The sequence below is a fragment of the Nocardioides alkalitolerans genome (assembly GCA_038184435.1).
In the GTDB taxonomy this organism is placed as follows: Bacteria; Actinomycetota; Actinomycetes; order Propionibacteriales; family Nocardioidaceae; genus Nocardioides; species Nocardioides alkalitolerans_A.
The window spans coordinates 3,360,663-3,384,214 of the sequence record CP116227.1; the positions used below are offsets into that span (position 1 = coordinate 3,360,663).

Sequence of the window (23,552 nt, forward strand, 5' to 3'; positions counted from 1 at the left end):
CGTGGGCCGGTCAGGAGCTCCGACCGGCTGGCTGGCGCGGACTCATCGGCCCGCGACCGATGAGTTCCGGGCCCCGGTGGGGTCATGATGGTCGTCCCTCCCTGTCCCACCCCCAGGAGTGCCCCGGTGACCACCGACCAGACCACGGAGCTCGACGACTTCGACGCCCTGACCGCGCGCTACCGTCGCGAGCTCCTCGCGCACTGCTACCGGATGAGCGGGTCGACGCACGAGGCGGAGGACCTGGTGCAGGAGACCTTCCTCCGCGCCTGGAAGGCGTCGCGCGGCTTCGAGGGCCGCAGCTCGGTGCGCACGTGGCTCTACCGGATCGCCACCAACGTCTGCCTCACCAACCTGGAGAACAAGCCGAGGCGGCCGCTGCCCAGCGGGCTCGGCACGCCCGAGGCGACCGTTGGCGAGCTCGCCCCCGACGCCGAGGTGCCGTGGCTGGAGCCGGTGCCGGACGCCGCGGTGGTCGTCGCCGAGCGGGACTCCATCCGCCTCGCGTTCGTCGCGGCCCTCCAGCACCTGCCGGCCCGTCAGCGCGCCGTGCTCATCCTCCGCGACGTGCTCCGCTGGAGCGCGAAGGAGACCGCCGCCGCCCTCGACACCACGGTCGCCGCGGTGAACTCGGCGCTCCAGCGCGCCCACGCCCAGCTGCAGCAGCAGGGCCTCACCGACGAGACGGTGGCCGAGGACCTCAACCCCGCCCAGCAGCGGCTCCTCGACCGCTACGTCGACGCCTTCTGGCGGAAGGACCTCACCGCGATCGTCGAGCTCCTCACCACCGAGGCGAGCTGGGAGATGCCGCCCTTCACCGGCTGGTACGTCGGCGCGGACGTCATCGCCGAGCTCATCGGCACCAAGTGCCCGGGCGGCGGCTACGACATGCCGATGGTGCGCACCGACGCCAACGGCGCACCCGCCTTCGGTCTCTACATGCGCACGCCCGCCGGCCACTTCGAGCCGTTCCACCTGCAGGTGCTCGACCTCGAGGGCGACCGGGTGCGCCACGTCAGCGCGTTCTTCGACACCCGCCTCTTCGAGACGTTCGGCCTCCCGCCGCGGCTGCCCGCCGACCACGACCCGAGCACCGCGGGCACCGCGGGCGCTGCGGGCACGCCGTGACCGTCGGCGACCTGGTCGTCCCGGCCGAGGTCGCCCTGCTGGAGCGCGCGCTGGCGTGGACCGGCGGCCGGCTCGCGACCGTCGAGCCCCGGCACCTCGCGCTCCCGACGCCGTGTGCCGGGTGGGGCCTCGAGCAGCTGCTCGCGCACATGGAGGACGGCCTCGACGCGTTCAGCGAGGCCGCCGCGGGATTCGTCGTGCCCCTGCGGCCGGCGCGGTCGCCGGAGCACCCGGTGCCGCTCGTGCCCGTGCTGCAGGCGAAGGCCTGCGCGCTGCTGGGCTCGTGGTCGCGACCGACCCTCCCCGCGGTGCGCACGGGGTCGGTGCACCTCGCGGCCGGCACGCTCGTCGCGACGGCGGCCCTCGAGATCACCGTGCACGGGTGGGACGTCGCGGCCGCGGTCGCCTCCGACCCCTCCACCGACCCCTCCACCGACCCCGCCACCGACCCCGGTACGCCGCCGCCCCTGCCCGAGGACCTGGCGCGGGCACTGCTGCCGATCGCCGCCGCCGTCGTCGCGCCCGAGGACCGGCCCCACCGGTTCGGCCCCCCGCTCCCGCCGGCGTCCACCGCGTCGTACGGCGCCCGGCTCGTCGGGTTCCTCGGCCGGCGGCCCTGAGGTCCTCACGGACCCGGCCGGCTACCAGCCGACGAGCGCGCGGACCTCGTCGGCGAGCCCCACGGGATCGAAGGGCTTGGCGATGACGCCCGCGACGGCGAGGTGCTCCCAGGGCGCCGGCTCGCCGGGCACGGTGAGCTTCGCCGTCACCAGCACGATGGGGATGTCGGCGGTCTCCGGGTCTGCCAGCAGCGTGGCCGCCGCGGCCAGCCCGTCCATCTCCGGCATCATCACGTCCATCAGCACCACGGAGGGCCGGTGCTCCCGGGCCGCGGCGACCGCCTCGCGCCCGTCCGTCGCCGTCACGACCTGCCAGCCGGCGAACGACGTCAGCGCCAGCTCCACCAGCAGCCGGATGTCGTCGTCGTCGTCCACGACGAGCGCGAGGGGGGAGGTCATCGACCCTGGAAGTCCGCCGCGACGTAGGTCTGCGTGTCGAGCGTGCTCATCGTCGCGCCTCCGGACCGGTCGAGTATCGCCACGATACCGGCCTCCAGCTGGAGCTCGTCGCGGTTGTAGGAGCACATGTCCCACACGCAGACCGCCTGCTCGGCCCGGAGGCGCTCCACGATCGTGTCGACCATGGACTCGAAGGCGCGGTGCCGGTGGAAGCGCGGGTCGACCAGCGTGAAGCCGAGGTAGTAGACCGCGCCGCGCGCGGACTCCGCGGGGAAGCGCGCCGCGTAGTACTCCGGGCTGATCCACACGATCGCGTCGAGCCGGTTGGTGAAGGTCGAGATGCCCACGATGACGCCGTCGGGGTCGAGCGCGACGTACTTGTCGATGCGCTCGTCCGCCATCTCCTCGGCGAACTCCTCGTGGGTGAGCACGTGGCGGGCCGCCGCGAGCACCCGCAGCGGCCCGAACGCCGCCTCGTAGAGCCCGTAGAGCCGCGCGACCTCCTCCGGCGAGGCGCCCAGCGCGGAGCGCCGCTCGACCCGTACGGCGACCCGTTCCGCCCCGCTCACCACGCCGCGCCCCAGCCGCGGGCCTCGTACGCCGCGACCACGACCGCGCAGACGGGGAGGTCGTCGCAGTGCACGCCCACGATCTCCTGGTGGATCTCCTCCAGGGGGATCCCGCGACGCTCCGCCATGTCGGTGAGCGTCAGCCGGATCAGCTCCTCCACGGACTCCCGGCTGCCGCCATGGTGCTCGACGAAGTAGCCGCCCTTCGCGCCCGCGTGGGTCCACCCGATGCCGGCCCACGCGGACGCCCCGCGGAGCTCGGCGTTGGCCACGGACAGCACGCAGTAGAGCCGGTCGCCGTGCGTCGCCGGGAACGGGCTGTGGTCGCCACGGCGGATCTCGGCGCTCGGTGGCACCACCGACGAGAGCGGGATCAGGTTGAGGTCGCCGACCCCCGCGCCGTGCAGGGCGTCGTCGAAGGCCGACAGGGGGGTCTGCCCGGTGCCGGTCGCCGACCGCACCGAGATGACCAGGGGCGCTCCCTCACCGCTCGTGGTGGCGGGGGAATCGTCGTGGGGACTCACTTCACTCCTCGGTGCTCATGCCGGGCGCGGCCGGTGCCGCGTCGTGGCCGCCGACACCGGTGCCGACCGCCCGAGGGAGGGTAAACCAGAAGGTGGTGCCGACCCCGACCTCGCTGGTGATCCAGATCCTGCCGTTCATCTGGTGGACGATCTCGCGGGTGATGGCGAGCCCGAGCCCCATCCCGCCCTCCCGGCGCACGTCGGAGGAGTCGACCTGTCGGAAACGCTCGAAGACCGCCTCGATCTGGGCCTCGGGGATGCCGCGCCCTTGGTCGTGCACCCCCACCACGACGTCGTCACCGGTCGCGTCGGCCGTGACCCTGACCTCGGTGCCGGGCTCGGAGAACTTCAGTGCGTTGCCCACGAGGTTGGTGATGACCTGGCCGAAGCGGCCCTCGTCGGCGACCACCACCGAGTCGTCGGCCGCCGACGAGATCCGGATGCAGCGGGCGTCGGCCAGCGCGTCGACGGCGCCGAGGGCGTCGGCGATGAGGGCGTCGACCCGGTGCGGGACGATCTGCATCGGCATCTGGCCGGAGCTCAGGCGCTCGACGTCGAGGATGTCGTTGACGAGCCGGCCGAGCCGCTCGGAGTTCTCGGTGGCCATCCGCAGGAGCCGGGGACCGGGGGCGGGCAGCGGCCCGGCGACCCCGTCGTCCAGCATCTGCAGGCTGCCCTGGATCGCGGTGAGGGGCGTGCGCAGCTCGTGGCCCACCACCGAGAGGAACTGGCGCTTCATCCGCTCCACCTCGCGCCGCTGCGTCGCGTCGCGGAAGGCCACGACGGCGCCGCTCACCGAGCCGTCGTCCTCGAGGATCGGGCTGGCGGTGATCTCGACCTCGAGGCGCACCCCGTCGCCCCGAACGTAGACGTCGTCCTCCGAGGCCGTCGTCCGGCCGAGCTGGACCGCCTCGGTGATGTAGCAGGCCGCCAACGGGTCCTCGGCGCCCTCCAGGTCGGTGTGGAACAGCGTGTGCGCGTGGGTGGTGCGGTCCAGGTCGCCGTCCAGGCCGAGCATCTCCCGGGCGGAGCGGTTCATCAGCGTGATCCGGCCACCGCGGTCCACCGCGTAGATGCCGTCGCCGACGCTGTCGATGAGGGCGCTGCGCTCGCGCAGGAGGTGGCGCAGGTCGGCGGTCTGCGCATCGACCGTGCGCTCGAGGCCCCGGCGCAGCGAGTGGTTCTCGGAGATGAGGAGCATCTGCCGCGCCGCTGCGGCCACGACCAGCAGGAGCCAGAGCAGGCCCGTGCCGGTGCGCACGTCGCGGGGGACGCCCGCGACGATCTGGATGACGCCGGCGAAGAGGATGATGGCGAACACCGCGCCGGTGCTGGCGATCCCCCCGGGCCGCTGCCGCCGACCGGGTCTCCCGCCCCGCCCCGGCACCGCCGTGGCGACCGCGATCATCAGGTAGCCCAGGATCCAGCCGAGGTCGGTCCACGTCCCGAAGACGTAGGACCCCTCGGCGTCGAGCACCGCGTAGTGCAGGTCGCCGATGGCGTAGCCGAAGAAGCCGACCATCAGCAGCGCGAGGGCCGGCCGGTCCACCTCGTCGGCACGGAGCAGCTGGCTCGCCGCCGCGGTCACGACGATGACGTCGAGCACCGGGATCACCAGCACCACGGCACGGTCGAGACCGCCGCCCTCCGTGGAGGCGAGGAGCTGGGAGTAGACGAGCGCGCTGGCGATGATGAGGGCCGCGCAGCCGCCGACCACCCCGTCGAGAATCCTCGTCGTCGCCTCGACGCGGGAGAGCTTCTCCTGCGGGAACAGGAGGATGCCGACGATGGCGATCAGCAGGGCGATGCCGACGGTCGCGTCGACGGCGGACCCGCCCAGGGAGCCGCCCACCAGCACCGCCACGACGCCGTTGCCGGCGGCGGCGGTGGTGGCCGCCACGGCGAGCAGCGACCAGGCCCGACGCCGCGGGCCCGTGCTCCTCCTCGCCCGGATCGTGCAGCCGACCGCGGCGACGACGCCGGCCGCCAGCAGGAAGACCGTGGCGACGCCCGGGTGGGCGTCACCGGTGCTCAGCATCACCACAGCCGTCAGTGCGAGGGCACCGAGCGCGACGAGCGCCGTCACGTTCCCACGAGAAATGCCCACCACAGGCCGCCCCTCCGTCCGCCCCGTGGACCCATCGTGTCACGACGTGGTTGGCGCGGGGCAGGCCGTGATGAAGTGGGTCCCGTGCGCACCCCCTTGCCGGACTACCTGACCGAGGTGCTGGAGGTCTGCGGCACCGACTCCAGCGGCGAGCTGGCCGCCTACATCCCGGAGCTCGCCGCCGCGGACCCCGACCGGCTCGCGCTGGGCCTCTGCACCGTCGACGGCACGGGGTACGCCGTGGGCGACGACGGCGTGCGGTTCTCGATCCAGTCCATCTCGAAGCCGTTCGCCTACGCGCTCGCCCTCGCCGACCTCGGGCTCGACGCGGTGCTCGCGAAGGTCGGCGTCGAGCCCTCGGGCGAGGCGTTCAACGAGCTGTCGCTGGAGGAGGACTCCGGCCGCCCCCTCAACCCCATGATCAACGCGGGCGCGATCACCGTGCACGCGCTCGTGGGCCGGGACCGGGTACGACGCGGGTTCGCCGCCTTCGCCGGCCGCGAGCTCGAGGTGGACGAGGAGGTGAGCTCGTCCGAGCTCGCCACCGCCGACCGCAACCGCGCGATCGCCTACATGCTCCGCAACCACGGCATCGTCGAGGACGACCCGCGGGAGGTCGTCGCGGGCTACACCGAGCAGTGCTCCCTGCTCGTGGACGTCGCCGACCTGGCCGCCATGGCCGCGACGCTGGCGAACGGCGGCGTACAGCCGGTCACGGGTGAGCAGGTCGTGCCCCGCTGGGTGGCGCGGCAGGTGCTGAGCGTGATGGCGACGTGCGGGATGTACGACGCCGCCGGCGACTGGTTCACCACCGTCGGCATCCCCGCGAAGTCGGGGGTCTCCGGCGGGCTGATCGGGTCGCTGCCCGGACGGGCCGGGCTCGCCGTCTTCTCCCCCCGCCTCGACCGGCACGGGAACTCGGTGCGCGGCGTGCAGGTCTTCGAGCGGCTGTCGGCCGACATGGGCATGCACCTCATGGAGGTGCCGCCGCCCGCCCGATCGCTGGTGCGCGAGCGGGCTCCCCTGCCCACGGGCGACGGCCACGGCGAGGTGTTCGAGCTGCAGGGGTCGGTCGACTTCGTCGGCATGGAGCGCTTCCTGCGCGAGCTCGCCGACGAGGCCCCGAGCGAGTCGGCCGTCGTCCTCGACCTCACGCGCGTCCACGAGGTGCGCGACGTCGGCCGCCGGATGCTCCTCGAGGGCGCCCGCCGCCTGAGCCTCGACGGCCACGAGGTCGAGTTCGTGGATCCCGACGGGATGCTCGCGGCGTTCCCCGACGGGGCCTCCGGACCCGGCGAGGGCGACGCGGACCACGACGGCCGCCCCGACGGTGCCGAGTCGGCCGCCGACGACCCGTTGGTCGACGTGGGCGACGGGATCCAGGCGCGCGTGCGGCGGCGCCGGTGAGGATGGGGGCGTGAACACCTACAGCCTGTCCCTCCCGGGTGCGGTCGACCTCACGCGCACGGGCGACCTCTGGCTCTTCCGGGGCCGGTCGGGCGCCGACCGCGCGATCCGGGCGGTCACCAACGCCCCGGTCAACCACGTCGGCATGGCCGTCGTGCTCGAGGACATGCCCCCGCTGATGTGGCACGCCGAGCTCGGCAAGGGCCTGCTCGACGTCTGGACGGGCAGCCACCACCGCGGCGTCCAGCTCCACGACCTGCGGGACGCGGTCGAGCAGTGGTGCGGCCGCTACGAGCAGCACGCGTGGCTGCGCCAGCTCGACGTGCCGGGCGCGGGCGACAGCGGGGTGACACCCGAGATGGAGGCGGCGGTGCTGCGCACCATCGCGCGGCTCGACGGCACCCCGTTCCCGGCCACCGCGGCGCTGGCGGGCCGGTGGGCACGCGGCCGCCTGCGGCGTACGGCGCGGGTGGAGGAGACCTACTGCGCGGAGGTGGTGGCCGCGACGTACCAGGCCATGGGCCTCCTCGACGGCGAGCGCCCGACGAACTACTACGACCCAGGCAAGTTCTGGTCGGGCGACGACCTCGAGCTGCAGCAGGGCGCGACGTTGGGCGCGGAGATCGCCGTCCTGGTCTGAGGTTGACCCGCCCCTTGCGCCGGTGCGGAAGGCGCGCTGACGGATCGCGACGGTCGCGGAGACTACGGCGGCGATCGACCCCTCGCTTGTCGCCGCGCCGGTCGTGTGCCAGCCGGACGGCGCACATCGGTTTGACGCAATCTTGCGCGCCCGTCGGCTGGCACACTTACGATGCCCCGGGAGGTTTCGATGAGCGAGGTTGTGTTTCCCGGCGAAGCTGGGTCAAGTAAAGACCTGAGCACGGATACAATCGGCACGGCCTATGCATGTCGTCAGGGTCTGCTGCTCCTGCAGGTCCCAACGGGCAAGTTAGGAAGCGGGGCTAGCTGGCTGAGCGGCGTCTGCGACGCCTTGAAGGCCGACAGTCGTGTCTCGGACTTGAAGCGACCACGCCACAGGGAGCACCAAGCTCGGGTCGACGTGATGTACCCGCGGAACGCCGATTATTTCGACGACGATCTCCTGACGGGCCGGGACCGCTTCTTCGCCTATCGAATGTCGGACCCGGTGACGTTCGTGGTGCAGGTGGCAGCAGAGGACCAAACCGAGTTCCGCGGATCCCGGGACTTCCCAGACGGTCCCTACTATGTCAGTTGGGATGGAATATGCCTGGCGGTTTTATGGGAGCAGCCATCCGATCAGATGGTTTCCATAGCAGCGGGTCGATTCGTGGCCGACGTAATTCGAGATGCGGCAACCTCCTCGGGGCTGGACGTCTTCGTTCAAGCGTGTAGCCCTGGCTGCCAGAACATCTTCACTCATGTGGACACGTTGATCGTGAGTCGCGGGACCTACCACCGAAACTCGGATCGGGTGACTTGCACTCATCGAGACAAGCTGGGTTCACCCTTTTCGGAGCTCGATCGGTGGTTTGGCGAGATTTCTTATCCCTTCTTCCTATTTGGAACTTTCAAAAATCATTCACGGCGTATCCGCGATCTCGACAAGGCCGCCGGATTCCGCCTGTCCGCACTTCTTCAAATCCAACAGAAACGCGGCGTCATAAGTGCGGAATCCGGAGTGCCGAAAAAAATTCGTGAACGCTGGAAGATGCGAGGCTGGCGCAAGGCAGCCGAAAGTTTGACGGCCGATGTTTGGCTGGCGTCGGCGGTCGTTGAGACGATGCGACGGGAATGGAATGAAGAACGTCGCCGGTTTCGCGAGTATCGAGAGAAGGACGCATTCACAAAACTCTTTTCGATGGACTCCAGTGACGATGAACTGGCCGTGGAAAGCATCGATATGAGTCTGGCGCGTCAGGCCCTTACCCACACCTCGTCGAGACTCGACACCCGAATGATGGTTTTCGTCACCGCACTTGCGGGCTGCGCGGGCCTGATTGGGGCAGTGAGCGGAGGTGTTTTGGGGGCGACGATAGCCGGGTAGCAAACCGCGTTGCTAAAGGTTGTAGCGGTTGACGCGGTGGGCTGCCCACCCGTCTACCCCGCCGCGTGCCGAGGCGCCGCGCCGGTGCACGCGACGGCGCGCGGCCGTGCTGCCGATGCGGCTGCGGAGGCGACGTCCTAACCTCTCGCCGCCGTTCTCGGCCGACGTCGGGAACATGCTGCGCCGCTGCGTGTTGGGAACCGGGTACGGACGATCCCGACCACCCCAGGAGCAACCTGTGCCCTCCTCGCACGACGCCCTCGACCTCGGCCCCCTCACCCTCGGCGGCAACGTCTTCGGCTGGACCGCCGACCGCGACGCCTCGTTCGCGGTGCTCGACGCCTGGCTGGAGGCCGGCGGACGCTCGATCGACACGGCCGACATGTATCCCCAGTGGGTCGACGGTCGTTCCATCGGCGACTCCGAGCGGATCATCGGCGACTGGGTGGCCGACCGCGGCGTGCGCGACCAGGTGGTCATCGCCACGAAGGTCGGCCAGGGCGACGGCCGCGAGGGACTCGCGCCCGCCAACGTCCGCCGCGCGCTCGAGGAGTCGCTCGAGCGGCTCCGGACGGACCGTGTGGACCTCTACTACGCGCACGTCGACGACGAGTCGGTCCCGCAGGAGGAGTACGTCGCGGCCTTCGGCGCCCTCGTCGCCGAGGGCAAGGCGCTCCACCTGGGCGCCTCCAACTTCGCGCCCGCCCGCCTCCGCTCGGCCGTGGCGATCGCCGCCGACCAGGGCGTCACCGCGTTCACGGTCAGCCAGGACCGCTGGAACCTCCTCGCGCGCGAGATCGAGGCCGAGCTCGTGCCGACGCTCGCGGAGCTGGGGATCAGCGAGTCGCCGTACTCCGCCCTCGCCAGCGGCTTCCTCACCGGCAAGTACACCCCCGGCGCGACCGTCGACTCCCCGCGGGCGGGCACCGCGGCCGGGTACGCCGAGAAGCCCGGCGCCGACCGGGTCCTGGCCGCCCAGCGGGAGATCGCCCAGGCCCACGGCGTCACGCCCACGGCCGTCGCGCTGGCCTGGCTGCGCGCGCAGCCCGTCGTCTCCGCGCCGATCGCGAGCGCCCGCAGCGTCGAGCAGCTGCCCGCGCTGGTCGAGGCGCTGACGCTCGAGCTGAGCGCCGACGAGGTCGCGGCGCTGACCGTCTGAGGGTCGTGGGAAGCACGAAAGGCCCCGGTCGTCGACCGGGGCCTTTCGTCTCACGTGCGCGAGGGGGGAGTTGAACCCCCACGCCCTTTCGGGCACACGGACCTGAACCGTGCGCGTCTGCCTATTCCGCCACTCGCGCGTGAAGCCGGGCAAACGTATCCCAGGCCCCCACCGATCCCCAAACCGAGCACCGGCCCGGCCGGACCCCCACCGCCGTGGCAGACGGCGCCGCCACCCCGCCATGGTTACGATCGGCACCACCCGCCACCGAGCGCGGGGGCGGCTGCGTGCCCGCACGCCGCGAGCAGGCCGACGGACGACGAGTGGTCCCGCCCGACGGGCGTGGCGGAGGAGGTGGGTGATGAGCGGAGGCTTCCAGCGTTTCGAGAGCCGTCTGGAGTCCATGATCTCCGGCGTGTTCGCCCGTGCCTTCCGCAGCGCCGTGCAGCCCGTCGAGATCTCGGCGGCGCTGCAGCGCGAGGTCGACAACAACGCCCAGATCCTGAGCCGCGACCGGCGTCTCGTGCCCAACGACTTCCACGTGGAGCTGTCCCGCACCGACCTGGACCGGCTGGGGCCCTACGCGACGACCCTGTCGCAGGAGATGGCGGACAGTCTCCGCGACCACGCCGACGCGCAGTCCTACGTGTTCCCGGGTCCGGTGCAGATCAGCTTCGAGGTCGCCGAGGACCTGCCCACGGGGCGCCTCCGCGTCAGGAGCCGCGCCCAGGCGAAGGTCACGAGCAACGCGACGAACACGCAGGTCGGTCGCGCGACGGCGTACCTCGAGATCAACGGCACGCGCCACCCCCTCACCCCGCCCGGCGCGGTGGTGGGGCGCGGCACCGACGCCGACGTGCGCATCAACGACCCGGGCGTGAGCCGCCGCCACATCGAGTTCCGGGTGGGCAGCAGCCAGCACGGCGGGCCCCTCCAGGTGTCGGTGGTGGACCTCGGGTCGACCAACGGCATGCTGGTCGACGGCCGGAAGGTGGCGCAGTCGCCGCTGGACGACGGCTCGGTGGTGCGGATCGGCAACACGACGATGACGGTGCGTCTGGTGGCGGAGGGAGCCCGATGAGCGAGCTGACCCTGTTCCTGCTGCGGTGCGGCTACCTGGCGATCCTCTGGATCTTCGTGCTGGCCGCCGTCTCGGTGGTGCGCGCCGACATGTTCGGCACCCGCGTGCCGGCGACGCCGAAGACGAAGGCCGGCCCGAAAGGCAAGGCGCCGAAGCAGCCCCCGCCGCGCCGCCGCGGCGCACCGACCCACGTCATCGTGGTGCAGGGCGTCAACGCCGGGGCGCGGGCCGAGCTCGACGGCCGGCCGATCCTCATCGGCCGCGGCAACGACGCCGCGATCCGCCTCGACGACGACTACGTGTCGACCCGCCACGCGCGGATCGCGCAGTCGGGCGACCAGTGGTTCGTCGAGGACCTGGGGTCCACCAACGGCACCTACGTCGGCACCGCGCGCATCTCGCAGCCGACCACCCTCACGCTCGGCGCCCAGGTGCGGATCGGCAAGACCATTCTCGAGCTGAGGAAGTAGACAGCCGTGACGCGCACACCCGACGGGCCCGACACGACTCCCGACGAGCCGGACGACAGCACCCGCGAGGTGCCGACGATCCGGCCCGAGAGCTCCTCCGACGACCAGGCCTTCGCCCCGGCCGCCGACGACACCGCGCCCCGTCCCGTCATCCCGGCGGAGGCCGAGGAGCGGTTGGACTACACGGAGATCGGACCCAACGAGACCACCGGCGAGGTGCCGGCGGTCCCCGGTGACCGCGTCGGGCTCCACCTCGACTTCTCCGCCGTCTCCGACGTGGGCCGGGTGCGGAAGGACAACCAGGACTCCGGGTACGCCGGCCCCCACCTCCTCGCCGTCTGCGACGGTGTCGGCGGCGCGGCCCGCGGTGACGTCGCCTCCAGCACGGCCATCGGGCAGCTGCGCAAGCTGGACGACGGCCCCGCCGACGACCTGCTCGGCCAGGTCGCGGGCGGCCTGCTCCGCGCCCACAACCGCATCGGCGAGCTGGTGGACGACGACCCGAGCCTCAACGGCACCAGCACGACGGCGACGGTCGCGGTCTTCGACGGCGCCCGCCTCGGGATCGCCCACGTCGGCGACAGCCGTGCCTACCTGGTGCGCTCCGGCGAGATCACGCAGCTGACGAAGGACCACACCTTCGTGCAGAGCCTCATCGACGAGGGCCGGATCACCGAGGCGGAGGCGCGCACGCACCCGCACCGCAACCTCATCCTCAAGGCCCTCGACGGCGTCCACGAGACCGACCCCGACCTGTTCGTGGTCGACGTCGCCGAGGGCGACCGGCTCCTGCTGTGCAGCGACGGCGCGTGCGGCGTGCTCGACGACGAGCGCCTGCTCGACATCCTGGGCTCCGGCACCCCCGACTACGCCGCCGTCGAGCTCGTGCGCGCCAGCCTCGAGGCGGGCAGCACCGACAACGTGACCTGCGTGGTCGCCGACGTCACCCGGCAGCCTGTCGAGACCGAGCCCCTGCTCGTCGGGGCGGCGGCCGACCTGCCGCGCCGCGCCACCGGGCTCACGGGGCTCTTCCGGGGCCACCGCTCGGGCGACACCGGCGAGATGGAGCCGGTGCAGGCGACCATCCCGCCCGACGTCGGCTGGGCGATCCCGAGCGACCCCATCGACCCCGAGGCCGCGCGCTACGCGCCGCTGCCGCCGCGCCGGTTCGTGTGGGTCAAGCGCTTCTTCTGGCTGGTCGTCGTCGCCGGGCTGCTCGCCGCGGCGGTCGGCGCGGGCTACGGCTTCCTCCAGGGCCGCTACTACGTCGGCGTCCAGGACGGCGAGGTCGTCGTCTACCGCGGCTTCGACTACAGCCTGGCCGGGTTCTCCCTGCAGGACGCCGTCGAAGGCACGGACATCTCGATCGAGGACGTGGAGGCCGTCAACCCCCGCCTCGCCGACGCGATCCAGGACGGCCTGCCCGTCCACGACGACGTCGACAGCGCCAAGGACGAGTTCGAGCGCCGCTGGACGACCGCGCTGGAGGACGCCGAGGCCGCGGGCACGAGCGGCAGCGGCTCCAGCGAGGAGAACCAGGGACAGACGCCCGGCGAGACGGAGGACATGCCGTCCTCCCCCACGTCGGGTCCCACGTCCGCGCCGACCGCCGAGCTGCAGTCCACCGGCGTCGACTCCCCCGAGGTCGGCTGATGTCCCAGGTCACCTCCGCCTCCCCCGACCAGTTCGTCCACCGGTCCCGCCGGGGCGCCGAGCTGTTCCTCCTGATCCTGGCGCTCGGCGTCGGGGCCGGGGCCTACGCGGCCGTCGGTCTCGGCATCGAGGGCGAGGTCCCGCCCGACATGATCGGCTACACGGGCTGGCTGGCCGTGCTGATGATCGCCGCACACGTGGCGATCCGCATGACGGCGCAGTACGCCGACCCGATCCTGCTCCCCGTCGTCGCCGCCCTCAACGGGCTCGGCCTCGCGGTGATCCACCGGCTCGACCTGGCCAACAACAGCAACTTCGCGCGCCAGCAGCTGATCTGGATGACCCTCGGCGTCGTCCTCTTCATCCTGACGATCACCCTGCTGCGCGACCACCGCGTGCTGCAGCGCTACACCTACACGTCGGGCCTGCTGGCGATCGGCCTGCTGCTGCTGCCGATGATGCCGATCATCGGCAACGAGGTGCGCGGCGCCCGGATCTGGATCAACGTCGCCGGCTTCTCCTTCCAGCCGGGCGAGATCGCGAAGCTGCTGCTCGTCATCACCTTCGCGGGCTACCTCGTGCTGCACCGCGACGCGCTCGCGCTCGCGGGTCGCCGCCTGCTGTTCGTCGACCTGCCCCGCGGCCGCGACCTGGGCCCGATCCTCGGCATGTGGCTCGTCAGCCTCGGCATCCTCGTCTTCCAGCGGGACCTCGGGTCGTCGCTGATGTTCTTCGGCATGTTCCTGGTGCTGCTGTACGTCGCGACCGAGCGCCCGGGCTGGCTCGTCGTGGGCGGCGGGCTGTTCGTCGCCGGCGCGTTCCTCGGCTACCAGGCCTTCAGCCACGTGCGGAACCGCTTCGACATCTGGCTCTCGCCCTTCGACTACGTCGACCGCACCCCCGGCAGCGGCCAGCTCGTCGAGTCGATGTTCGGCATGGCCTGGGGCGGCCTGATCGGCCGCGGGTTCGGCGAGGGGCAGCCGTGGCGCATCCCCTTCGCGGAGTCCGACTTCATCATGGGCGCCATCGGCGAGGAGCTCGGCCTGACGGGCGTCATGGCCGTCATCCTGCTGTTCGCGATCATCGTCGAGCGGGGCCTGCGCACCGCCCTGGTCTGCCGCGACGGCTTCGGCAAGCTGGTCGCCACCGGCCTCGCCACGATCGTCGCGCTGCAGGTCTTCGTCGTCGTGGGCGGCGTGACCACCCTGATCCCGCTGACCGGCCTGACCACCCCGTTCCTCTCCTACGGCGGTTCGTCGCTCGTCGCCAACTGGGTGCTCGTCGGCCTCCTGCTCCGCATCTCCGACCAGGCCCGCCGCCCGCTCCCGGGCGTCGAGGAGCCCTACGGCACCTACGACTCGGGGGCGGACGAGGCGACGCAGGTGGTCAAGGTGGTGAAGCCGTGAACAAGCCGATCCGCACCGTGGGCGTGTTCTGCATGCTCCTCTTCGTCGCCCTGCTCGCGCAGTCGACCAACCTGCAGTTCTTCCGGTCCGGGGAGCTCAACGACCGCCCCGAGAACCGTCGTGTGCAGGAGGCCCGCTTCTCCGCCGAACGCGGCTCGATCCTCGCGGGCGACACGGAGATCGCGCTCAGCGTGCCGGTGGACGACCGCTACCTCTACCAGCGGCAGTACCCGGTGGCCGCGCCGTACGCGCACATGACCGGGTGGTTCTACTTCGGCGGCGCCTCGGGCCTCGAGCGCTCGCAGAACCGCGTGCTCTCCGGCGACGACCCGAGCCTCTTCGTCAACCAGCTCTCCGACCTGCTCGCCAACCGCAACCCGGCGGGCAGCAACGTCGGCCTCACCATCGACCCCGACGTGCAGCAGGTCGCCTACGACCAGCTCGCCGCCCAGGGCGACGAGGTGCAGGGCGCTGTCGTGGCGCTCGAGCCCAGCACGGGCCGGATCCTGGCGTCGGTGTCGCTGCCGACCTTCGACCCCAACCAGCTGGCGCTGCGCGACGTCAACCAGGTCCAGGAGAACTACCAGGCGCTCTACGACGACGAGGCGAACCCGCTGACCAACCGGGCCGTGGCGACCACCCTGCCGCCGGGCTCGACGTTCAAGCTGGTCACCGCCGCGGCGTACCTGGAGGACCACCCCGACGTCGACGCGAACACGCAGGTGCCGGGCGGCAGCAGCTACCAGCTGCCGGGCACCCGCACGTCGATCGCGAACGGCGGGCGCTCCTGCGGCGAGACCACGGTCTCGCTCTCGCAGGCGATGGAGCAGTCGTGCAACACGACGTTCCTGCAGCTGGCGGTCGAGGAGGGCCAGGAGGGCATGACCGAGGTGGCCGACGCCTTCGGGTTCAACGCGGACCCGGCCGAGGACTACCCGGGCACCGCCGCGTCGGCGTACCCCGAGAACGCCTCCGACGACCTCCTCGCGAAGTCGGGCATCGGCCAGCAGGACGTGCGCGCCACGCCCCTGCAGATGGCGATGGTGGCGGCCACGATCGCCAACGACGGCGTGCTCATGGAGCCCTACCTGATCGACCGCGTCACCTCGCCCGACGGCGAGACCATCACGCGCCACGAGCCCGAGGAGCGGGCCGAGGTCGTCTCCTCGCGCACCGCCGGGATCCTGCAGGAGCTGATGGTCAACACCGTCGAGCAGGGCACCGCCCGCCAGGCCCGCATCGACGGGGTCGAGGTGGGCGGCAAGACCGGTACGGCGGAGAACTGCGACGGCTGCCGGCCGTACGCGTGGTTCGTGTCCTACGGCGAGCGTGACGGCCAGCAGGTCGCCGTCGCCGTCATGCTGCAGAACGTCTCGCCGAACGTGTCGATCTCCGGTGGTGGCCTCGGCGGCCCCATCGCGAAGGCCGTCATGGAGCAGGCACTGGGAGTGGGAGAGTGACGATGGATCCGAACAACCCCGAGCGCTTCGCCGACGACGCGCACCGCTACCGCCTCGACGCCCGCGTCGCGACCGGCGGGATGGGGGAGGTGTGGCGCGCGACCGACACCGTGCTCGGCCGCGTCGTCGCGGTCAAGATCCTCAAGGCGGAGTACGCCGACGACCCCACCTTCCGCGGACGCTTCGAGACCGAGGCGCGCAACGCCGCCGCGCTGTTCCACCCCAACGTGGCCGGCATCTTCGACTTCGGCCAGTCGGCGACGTCCGACGGCTCGGACTCGACGCGGCCGTACCTCGTCATGGAGCTCGTCGACGGCCAGCCGCTCTCCGCGCTGCTGCGCCCCGACCAGCCGATGGACCCGGCGATCGTCGTCGACATCATCGCCCAGGCCGCGGACGGCATCGGCGCCGCGCACCGCGCCGGCATCGTGCACCGCGACGTGAAGCCCGCGAACCTGCTGGTGACGCCCGACCGCACCGTGAAGATCACCGACTTCGGCATCGCCCGCGCCGCCGACGGGCTCGCGCTCACCCAGACCGGCATGGTCATGGGCACGCCGCAGTACATCTCGCCCGAGCAGGCGCAGGGCATGACGGCCGGACCGGCCGCCGACGTCTACTCGCTCGGCGTGGTCGCCTTCGAGTGCCTCGCCGGGCGCCGGCCCTTCGTCGCCGAGACGGCCGTGGCGACCGCGCTCGCCCACCTCCGCGACCCCGTGCCCGACCTGCCGGGCAACGTGCCGCCGGGCCTCGCGAGCGTCGTACGGCGCGCGATGGCCAAGAAGCCGGAGGAGCGGTTCGCCGACGGGGCGGAGCTCGCGCGCGCCCTGCGCGACCCCTCGTCGGTCGCGGCCCCCGCGGCCGCCGCGGTCGAGCCCGAGCCCACCCAGGCCACGCAGGTGCTCGGCGGCGCGGCGGTCCCCGCGGCTGCGGCCGCCGCCACCGCCTTCCCGCCCACCGGGGCCGCGGCCGTCGTCACCGAGGAGACGACCGAGCCCGTGGAACCCGAGGAGCGGCGCCGGAAGCCGGTGCTGCCGTGGGTGGCGGGCGTGCTCGCGCTGCTGCTCGTCGCCGCGCTCGTGTGGATCTTCGTCGCGACGAGCGGCGGGGACGACGACGATCCGGCCGCGCCGCCGAGCGAGACCTCGTCCGCGCCGCCGCCGAGCTCGACGACCTCGGAGCCGACGACGTCGGAGCCGACGAGCGAGACGACGTCGACGGCGCCGGAGACCTTCGACCTCGACGTGGACTCCTACCGGGGGCGCAACGTCAACGAGGTGCGCGACGAGCTGCGCGACCAGTTCGGGCTCGAGGTCTCGCGGGAGGAGCTCGACAACGACGGCTCCGAGGTGCCCAACACGGTCAGCGACATCCGGCCGTCCACCGGGCTCACCGCGGGCGACTCGGTCACCGTCGAGTTCTGGGGTCCCGAGCCGGACCCCGAGCCCGAGCCGGAGCCCGAGCCGACCGAGACCCAGCCGACCGAGACCGAGCCGACCCTGCCCGTCCCGACCGACACCGCGACCACCGAAGCACCGTGAGGAACCCGGACCGTGTCTGACCCGAGGTACTCGCCCCCGCGCCCCGCGGTGGGCCCGGAGGGAGAGCGATGACGGACGCCGACAGCCCGACCCTGGTGGGCGGGCGCTACGAGCTCGGTGGGCTGCTGGGCCGCGGCGGCATGGCCGAGGTGCGCAAGGGCACCGACACGCGGCTCGGCCGCGTCGTGGCCGTGAAGCGCCTGCGCACCGACCTCGCGAGCGACGCGACCTTCCAGGCGCGCTTCCGCCGCGAGGCCCAGTCGTCGGCGTCGCTCAACCACCCCTCGATCGTGTCGACCTACGACACGGGCGAGGAGATCTCCGACGACGGCGTCGCGCAGCCCTACATCGTCATGGAGTTCGTGGCGGGCCGCACGCTCCGCGACGTGCTCCGCGAGGGCCGCAAGATCCTGCCCGAGCGCGCCCTGGAGATCACGAGCGGCGTGCTGTCGGCGCTCGACTACAGCCACCGCGCCGGCATCATCCACCGCGACATCAAGCCCGGGAACGTCATGCTCACCCCGAGCGGCGACGTGAAGGTCATGGACTTCGGCATCGCCCGCGCCATCTCCGAGGCCTCCTCGACGATGACGCAGACGGCCGCGGTCGTCGGCACGGCGCAGTACCTTTCGCCCGAGCAGGCCCGCGGCGAGGTCGTGGACTCGCGCTCCGACGTCTACTCCGCCGGCTGCCTGCTCTACGAGCTCCTCACCGGCCGACCGCCGTTCGTGGGCGACTCCCCCGTCGCGGTGGCCTACCAGCACGTGCGGGAGCAGGCGCAGCGCCCCTCCGAGCTCGACCCCACGCTGGCGCCCGAGATCGACCAGATCGTCATGAAGTCGCTCGCCAAGCGCGTCGAGGACCGCTACCAGAGCGCCGCGCAGATGCGGAGCGACATCGAGCGCTACCTCGCGGGCCGGCCCGTGCAGGCTCCCGTCATCCCCGACGAGGCCGAGCAGCCGACCGCGGGCGCCACCCCGGCCGTACCGCCGCCGACGCGGCGCGTGCCCGAGGCAGCCGCCCCGGAGCGCGGGCCGCGGCGGGGACCGTGGGTCGCGGCCATCGTGGCTCTGCTCATCGCGCTGGCCCTCGTGTTCGTGTGGTTCGTCAACCGGGTCGACCTCTTCGAGGACCCGCCGACCGACAAGGCCGTCCCCGACGTCGCGGGCGAGACCCAGGAGGTGGCCCGCACGGAGCTGGCCGACACGGGCTTCCGCGTCGCCGGCCAGGTGGAGCCCCAGACGAGCGACACCGTCGAGGAGGGGCTGGTCATCGGGACGGACCCGTCCGGCGACACGTTCGCGGAACCCGGCACGACGATCACGCTCATCGTCTCCACGGGACCGGAGACGGTGATGCTGCCCGACGTCACGGGCGACACGTGCGAGGAGGCGCTCGCGCAGCTGACCGAGTTCGACGCGCGGTGCGAGGACGTCGACTCCGACGAGGAGGCGGGCACCGTCGTCGCCATGGACCCGGAGGGCGGCAACGGCGGCGAGTTCGCCCCCGGCACCGTCGTCACGCTCGACGTCTCGCGGGGCCCGAAGGCCGTGCCGAACGTCGTGGGGTCGACCCGCACCGAGGCCGAGGCAGCCATCCGGGCCCAGGGCTTCGAGCCCGACGCCATCCCGACGCTCGACGAGACGAAGGCGTTCGGCGAGGTCGTGCGCCAGTCCCCCGGCGAGGGCCGCACCCTCAGCCAGGGCGACACGGTGACGATCGTCTACAACAACTACCGGGCCCCGGAGCCGCCCCCGGAGACGACCGCGCCCCCGGACACCGAACCGCCGGCCACCGAGGAGCCCGACCCCGGCAACGGCGGCGGACTGATCCCGTAGCGCACCCGAGCCCCCCGCCCGATCCGGGCGGGGGGCTCGTGCGTGGGTGGACCCGCGGCGTACCGGGGTGGGAGGTCAGCCGAGCGGCTCGGCGAGCTGGACGTCGAGGAGTCCGCGGTACTCGCTCGCGACCAGGTCGTCCTCCTCCTGCATCTCCCAGCCCACCGCGATGCGGGGGTCGGCGGCCTGCTCGCGGTACGTCGCGATCGTCGCGTCGTCGTCGACCGCGGTCTCGAGCGCGGTCGGGTCGCCGATCGCGGAGATGACGTAGGGCTGCGGGTAGGCGATGCCCTGCAGGAGGATCGCGTTGCCCTGGCACTTGATGCCCGTCGTGGTGACGATGCGCTGGCCCTGGATCGTGATGGCCTCCGCGCCGCCGGCCCACAGGGCGTTGACGACGGTCTGGATGTCCTGCTGGTGCACGACGTGGAGGTTCTGGTTGAGGTCGGAGGACTCCCGGACCGACAGCGGGGCGTCGCTCAGCGTGATGGTGACGCCGGAGCCGGTGACCTCCGTGAGGCCCGCCGGCGCCCGCAAGGTCTCGACCTGGCTCTGCAGGTCGTCGACCTGGGCGTCGCCGAGACCCTCGGAGAGCTGCTGCACCTCGCTGTCGAGGTCGTTGACCCGTTCCGTGAGGGCCTCCGCCTGCGCGGCCTCGTTGCTGACGAGGCCCGCGAGGTCCTGGTAGCGCCCCGGACGGAGGTCCGTGCCGTCGCTGCTGAGGGCGCTCGCGACGAACAGCCCGCCCGAGAGGAGCAGCACCACGGGCGTGCCCCAGCGCCACGACCGCGACCGCGGGCGCAGGGCGCGCGGCGCGTCGCTCGACGGGCTCGGGTGAGGACCGGGGGGCACGACGACTACGCTAGCCCGCGGCGTGCGAACCTGCACGACCGCGTCGTCCGACGAGGAGATGTCGTGAGCAAGTCCCAGTCCGATCCCGAGAGCACCTCGGAGACGTCGGAGGCGTCGTCGACGTCGTCGAAGTCCGCGACGTCCGCGTCGAAGACGAAGGGCACGTCGAAGGCGACCGCGAAGGACAAGGCGGCCGTGAAGGACAAGGCGGCCGTGAAGGCTGCGCCCGGTGGACTGCGTGGTCGCCTGCAGAGCCGCCGCGACCCGCTCGCCGGGGAGCGGCCGCCGCTGCTGAGCCTGCGGTTCGTGCTCATGGTGCTGCTCGTCGTCGCCGGCATCGCGTGGATCACCCTGACGTGGCGCTCCCTCGGCCTCGACAACTTCGACCAGTGGAGCCTCATCCCCGACGAGGAGAAGCCGCGCCGCTGGGTGTGGGAGCTCGGGCTGTGGAACTACGCGATCGGCTTCGGCGCGATCCTGCTCGGCCTCATCGTCGGCGCGCACCGCTCCACCCCGCTCGGTCGGGGCAACGGCGTCGTCGTCGGCATGCTCGCGTGCTTCGGCATCGGCCTGCTGTGGATCTGCACGTTCTACCTGTTCGCCGACGACATCTCGTCGATCTGGGTCTTCGGCGCCCTCGGCCAGTGGAACCTGGTCGTCGGCATCGCGTTCATGGCCGTTGGGTTCTCCTACGCCACCAAGTGGGAGTAGCCCACCCCGCACGCACGACGACGCCGGCCCGCACCCGCGGGCCGGCGTCGTTCGCATTTCCGGCCGTTGTGGAGGGTGAGCGGGCCGGTTGTTTCCCCGGCTGACCGGGGAACACGCCACTTAGACCATCAAATTTGATGGTCTAAGTGGTTGGTTCCCCGGTCAGCCGGGGAACCGACCGCCAACTTATCCACAGGGGTTATCCACAGTGTGGAGAACTTACACGCGTGTGATTCCGCCTCAGACGAGCTCGGCGACGCGGAGCGCGACCAGCCCGATCACGACCGCCGCGACGGCGAGCAGGCCGCTCGCCTGCCACAGCACACGGTTGCGGCGGGGCGCCAGCACGATGACGCTGGCCGCCGCGATGCCGCCCAGGAGGCCGCCGAGGTGGCCCTGCCAGGAGATGCCGCTGCCGCCGGCGATGGTGATCACGACGTTGAGGCCCAGCCAGAGCGCGAGCTGGCGAGGATCGCCGCCGACCCGCAGCACGACGACGAGCGCCGCGCCGATGAGGCCGAAGATCGCGCCGGACGCGCCGAGGGTCGACGAGTAGGGCTCGGAGAGCCACATGACGGCCGCCGACCCGGCGAGGAGGGAGACGACGTAGATGGCCAGGAAGCGCCAGCGACCCGTCACCCGCTCGACGAACGGGCCGAGGAAGTAGAGCGCGAGCATGTTGCCCGCGATGTGCCAGATGGCGACGTGGGAGAACCCGCTGGTCACCAGCTGCCAGAAGGCGCCGGTCGTGACGCCCTCGGTCCACGACCCGCCGGGCGCGAAGCCGCAGGCGGTGGCGTTCGAGACGTCGACGTACACCTGCCCCCCACCCGTCTCGCACGCCCCCCGGGGCGTCAGCAGGAGCAGGCGGCCGAGCGCGCTGTTGGCGCCGCCGGCGGCGAGGAGGGCGACGAAGACGGCGGCGTTGATCGCGATGAGCACGTACGACGTCAGCTCGGGCCGCGCCGTGCGCTCACCTCCGAAGGGAGTGGTGGGGCGGCGGATGCTGCGCTGGCCCGCGGCGACGCAGTCGGGGCACTGGAAGCCGACGGAGGCCTCCCGCATGCAGTCGGGGCAGATGTACCGCCCGCACCGCTGGCACGCGATGTGCGACTCCCGGCCGGGGTGGCGGTAGCAGACCGGCACCCCGGCCGGGACGTCGTTCACGAGCGGGTGATCTCCACCGACTCGATGACGACCGGCTCGACCGGGCGGTCGCCGGCGGCGGTCTTGGTGGTGCCGATGGCGTCGACGACCTTCTTCGACTCCTCGTCGACGACCTCGCCGAAGATCGTGTGCTTGCGGTTCAGCCACGCGGTCGGCGTGGTGGTGATGAAGAACTGCGAGCCGTTGGTGCCCTTGCCCATGCGGGTGCCGGCGTTGGCCATGGCGAGCAGGTAGGGCTTGTCGAAGACGAGCTCCGGGTGGATCTCGTCGTCGAAGGTGTAGCCCGGGCCGCCGGTGCCGGTGCCGAGCGGGCAACCGCCCTGGATCATGAAGCCGTCGATGACCCGGTGGAAGCCGAGACCGTCGTAGTACGGCACGCCGCTGCGACCGGCGTCGTCCTTGTAGTCCTTCGTGCCCTCGGCGAGCCCGACGAAGTTGTCGACCGTCTTCGGCGCGTGGTTGGGGAAGAGGGTCACGACGATGTCGCCGCGGTTCGTCTTCAGGGTGGCCTTGAGGTCAGCCATGTCAGCCTTTCCGTTCGTCTGCTCGGACGGCCGTTCCGCCGCCCCCGCAATGCTCGCACGCACGCGCAACGCCGTGGTGCCGGGACCTGCACGGCTGCGCCCGGCCCGGCCGGGGAACCGGTCCGGGACGCAGGTGTACGGCGCGGCTTGGCACGGCATGATCGAATGAGTCGAAAGCGACGAGAGAGGACTGTGATGGGCTTCCGGAAGAAGAAGACGATCCTCGAGCAGGCACAGGAGAAGGCGAGCGAGCTCGCCGACACCGTGCGGCCCCAGATCGAGGCCGCGGTCGAGGCCGCGAAGGAGAAGTCGGCCCCGGTGATCGCCGAGGCCCGCGAGAAGGCGGCGCCGCACGTCGCCGACGGCAAGGCGAAGGCCGCTGCTGCCGCGGGTGCCGCTGCGGCCACGGCCGCGCCGTACGTCGCGCAGGGTCGCGCCAAGGTGATCGACGGCAAGGACCTGGCGGCTGCCAAGGCCCTCGCCGGTCTGCAGAAGGCGGAGGCGAAGGTCGCCGACCTGCAGAGCGACCCGCCGAAGAAGAAGGGCCGCCTGCGCAAGCTGGTGCTCTTCACGCTCCTCGCGGGCGGTGCCGCGTTCGCGGTGAAGAAGCTGACGAGCAGCGGTGGCGACAACTGGCAGTCGACCTACACGCCGCCCCCGCCGCCGGCTCCGGCCAGCAACCCGGCGACGAAGCCGGCCGCTGCCGCCGACCCCGACGCCCCGCAGGCCGACGAGAACGGTGGCGCGGGCCCCGGCGAGGCGCTGGCCGACTCGGCCGAGCAGCCGCACCCCGTCACCACGCCGGACGACCCGGCCGAGGTCGTCCGGATCGACGACGACAAGGCCTGAGCCCGACCCGCACCGCACGAACGGCCGCCCCGATCCGATCGGGGCGGCCGTTCTGCGTGTC

22 protein-coding genes and 1 tRNA gene are annotated in these 23,552 nt (G+C 72.1%); 15 read left to right on the forward strand and 8 right to left on the reverse strand.

Annotated features, from left to right (window positions below):
• The first annotated feature begins 126 nt into the window (after positions 1 to 126).
• Entirely contained in the window at positions 127 to 1,128 is a 1,002-nt protein-coding gene (locus tag PIR53_16015) for a sigma-70 family RNA polymerase sigma factor (protein WZH51516.1), read from the forward strand.
• A complete protein-coding gene (locus PIR53_16020) occupies positions 1,125 to 1,748 on the forward strand; it encodes a maleylpyruvate isomerase N-terminal domain-containing protein (protein WZH51517.1) in 624 nt (207 codons plus the stop codon). Before PIR53_16015 ends, PIR53_16020 begins: the two co-directional genes overlap by 4 nt.
• 21 nt (positions 1,749 to 1,769) lie before the next feature.
• Here the strand turns inward: PIR53_16020 and PIR53_16025 are convergent, their stop codons facing one another.
• From PIR53_16025 to PIR53_16040, 4 genes are read right to left on the reverse strand one after another with little or no spacing between them, the layout of a single operon-like run.
• Complete coding sequence (locus PIR53_16025) at positions 1,770 to 2,147, reverse strand: response regulator (GenBank protein WZH51518.1); 378 nt, start codon at positions 2,145 to 2,147, stop codon at positions 1,770 to 1,772.
• Positions 2,144 to 2,716 carry a hypothetical protein gene (locus tag PIR53_16030; GenBank protein ID WZH51519.1) on the reverse strand — a complete coding sequence of 191 codons (573 nt, stop codon included), beginning with the start codon at positions 2,714 to 2,716 and terminating at the stop codon, positions 2,144 to 2,146. The genes PIR53_16025 and PIR53_16030 overlap by 4 nt, the downstream gene beginning before the upstream one ends.
• A complete protein-coding gene (locus tag PIR53_16035; protein ID WZH51520.1) occupies positions 2,713 to 3,240 on the reverse strand; it encodes a pyruvoyl-dependent arginine decarboxylase in 528 nt (175 codons plus the stop codon). The genes PIR53_16030 and PIR53_16035 overlap by 4 nt, the downstream gene beginning before the upstream one ends.
• A gap of 1 nt (position 3,241) precedes the next feature.
• A complete protein-coding gene (locus PIR53_16040; GenBank protein WZH51521.1) occupies positions 3,242 to 5,326 on the reverse strand; it encodes an ATP-binding protein in 2,085 nt (694 codons plus the stop codon).
• A 105-nt stretch (positions 5,327 to 5,431) separates the two neighbouring features.
• Here PIR53_16040 and PIR53_16045 point away from each other — a divergent pair, with 105 nt between their 5' ends.
• The 4 genes from PIR53_16045 to PIR53_16060 all read left to right on the forward strand — a co-directional run bounded on the left by PIR53_16045 (position 5,432) and on the right by PIR53_16060 (position 9,939).
• Positions 5,432 to 6,754, forward strand: a complete 1,323-nt coding sequence (locus PIR53_16045) for a glutaminase (protein WZH51522.1) — start codon at positions 5,432 to 5,434, stop codon at positions 6,752 to 6,754.
• A 10-nt stretch (positions 6,755 to 6,764) separates the two neighbouring features.
• Positions 6,765 to 7,394 carry a hypothetical protein gene (locus tag PIR53_16050; protein WZH51523.1) on the forward strand — a complete coding sequence of 210 codons (630 nt, stop codon included), beginning with the start codon at positions 6,765 to 6,767 and terminating at the stop codon, positions 7,392 to 7,394.
• A 189-nt stretch (positions 7,395 to 7,583) separates the two neighbouring features.
• On the forward strand, positions 7,584 to 8,780 hold the full coding sequence (locus PIR53_16055; protein ID WZH51524.1) for a hypothetical protein: 1,197 nt from the start codon (positions 7,584 to 7,586) through the stop codon (positions 8,778 to 8,780).
• 238 nt (positions 8,781 to 9,018) lie between these two features.
• On the forward strand, positions 9,019 to 9,939 hold the full coding sequence (locus tag PIR53_16060; protein WZH51525.1) for an aldo/keto reductase: 921 nt from the start codon (positions 9,019 to 9,021) through the stop codon (positions 9,937 to 9,939).
• Between the two features lie 55 nt (positions 9,940 to 9,994).
• On the opposite strand, the gene PIR53_16065 is transcribed toward PIR53_16060, so the two are convergent.
• Positions 9,995 to 10,078 (reverse strand) — tRNA-Leu (locus tag PIR53_16065).
• A gap of 222 nt (positions 10,079 to 10,300) precedes the next feature.
• Between PIR53_16065 and PIR53_16070 the strand changes: the two genes are divergently transcribed.
• The 7 genes from PIR53_16070 (at position 10,301) to pknB (ending at position 19,388) form a co-directional block, all read left to right on the forward strand.
• On the forward strand, positions 10,301 to 11,020 hold the full coding sequence (locus tag PIR53_16070) for a DUF3662 and FHA domain-containing protein (protein ID WZH51526.1): 720 nt from the start codon (positions 10,301 to 10,303) through the stop codon (positions 11,018 to 11,020).
• On the forward strand, positions 11,017 to 11,490 hold the full coding sequence (locus PIR53_16075; GenBank protein WZH51527.1) for an FHA domain-containing protein: 474 nt from the start codon (positions 11,017 to 11,019) through the stop codon (positions 11,488 to 11,490). Before PIR53_16070 ends, PIR53_16075 begins: the two co-directional genes overlap by 4 nt.
• Positions 11,491 to 11,496: 6 nt before the next feature.
• Positions 11,497 to 13,143: a protein phosphatase 2C domain-containing protein gene (locus PIR53_16080; protein WZH51528.1), complete on the forward strand. Its 1,647-nt coding sequence runs from the start codon at positions 11,497 to 11,499 to the stop codon at positions 13,141 to 13,143.
• Positions 13,143 to 14,549 carry an FtsW/RodA/SpoVE family cell cycle protein gene (locus PIR53_16085; GenBank protein WZH51529.1) on the forward strand — a complete coding sequence of 469 codons (1,407 nt, stop codon included), beginning with the start codon at positions 13,143 to 13,145 and terminating at the stop codon, positions 14,547 to 14,549. The genes PIR53_16080 and PIR53_16085 overlap by 1 nt, the downstream gene beginning before the upstream one ends.
• Positions 14,546 to 16,009: a penicillin-binding protein 2 gene (locus tag PIR53_16090; GenBank protein ID WZH51530.1), complete on the forward strand. Its 1,464-nt coding sequence runs from the start codon at positions 14,546 to 14,548 to the stop codon at positions 16,007 to 16,009. The genes PIR53_16085 and PIR53_16090 overlap by 4 nt, the downstream gene beginning before the upstream one ends.
• A 2-nt stretch (positions 16,010 to 16,011) precedes the next feature.
• Complete coding sequence (locus tag PIR53_16095; protein ID WZH51531.1) at positions 16,012 to 17,550, forward strand: serine/threonine-protein kinase; 1,539 nt, start codon at positions 16,012 to 16,014, stop codon at positions 17,548 to 17,550.
• Positions 17,551 to 17,618: 68 nt separating this feature from the next.
• Complete coding sequence (gene pknB, locus PIR53_16100) at positions 17,619 to 19,388, forward strand: Stk1 family PASTA domain-containing Ser/Thr kinase (GenBank protein WZH51532.1); 1,770 nt, start codon at positions 17,619 to 17,621, stop codon at positions 19,386 to 19,388.
• A gap of 75 nt (positions 19,389 to 19,463) precedes the next feature.
• Here pknB and PIR53_16105 read toward each other — a convergent pair whose 3' ends face one another.
• The gene (locus tag PIR53_16105) at positions 19,464 to 20,240 is read right to left on the reverse strand and encodes a DUF881 domain-containing protein (GenBank protein WZH51533.1); all 777 of its coding nucleotides are present in this window, start codon (positions 20,238 to 20,240) and stop codon (positions 19,464 to 19,466) included.
• Positions 20,241 to 20,303: 63 nt separating this feature from the next.
• Here PIR53_16105 and PIR53_16110 point away from each other — a divergent pair, with 63 nt between their 5' ends.
• Positions 20,304 to 20,951: a cell division protein CrgA gene (locus PIR53_16110; protein ID WZH51534.1), complete on the forward strand. Its 648-nt coding sequence runs from the start codon at positions 20,304 to 20,306 to the stop codon at positions 20,949 to 20,951.
• A gap of 240 nt (positions 20,952 to 21,191) precedes the next feature.
• On the opposite strand, the gene PIR53_16115 is transcribed toward PIR53_16110, so the two are convergent.
• Positions 21,192 to 22,118: a rhomboid family intramembrane serine protease gene (locus PIR53_16115; GenBank protein WZH51535.1), complete on the reverse strand. Its 927-nt coding sequence runs from the start codon at positions 22,116 to 22,118 to the stop codon at positions 21,192 to 21,194.
• Positions 22,115 to 22,642: a peptidylprolyl isomerase gene (locus tag PIR53_16120; GenBank protein WZH51536.1), complete on the reverse strand. Its 528-nt coding sequence runs from the start codon at positions 22,640 to 22,642 to the stop codon at positions 22,115 to 22,117. The genes PIR53_16115 and PIR53_16120 overlap by 4 nt, the downstream gene beginning before the upstream one ends.
• A 195-nt stretch (positions 22,643 to 22,837) precedes the next feature.
• Here PIR53_16120 and PIR53_16125 point away from each other — a divergent pair, with 195 nt between their 5' ends.
• Positions 22,838 to 23,491, forward strand: coding sequence for a hypothetical protein (locus tag PIR53_16125; protein WZH51537.1), 654 nt, complete (start codon positions 22,838 to 22,840; stop codon positions 23,489 to 23,491).
• Positions 23,492 to 23,552 lie beyond the last annotated feature (61 nt).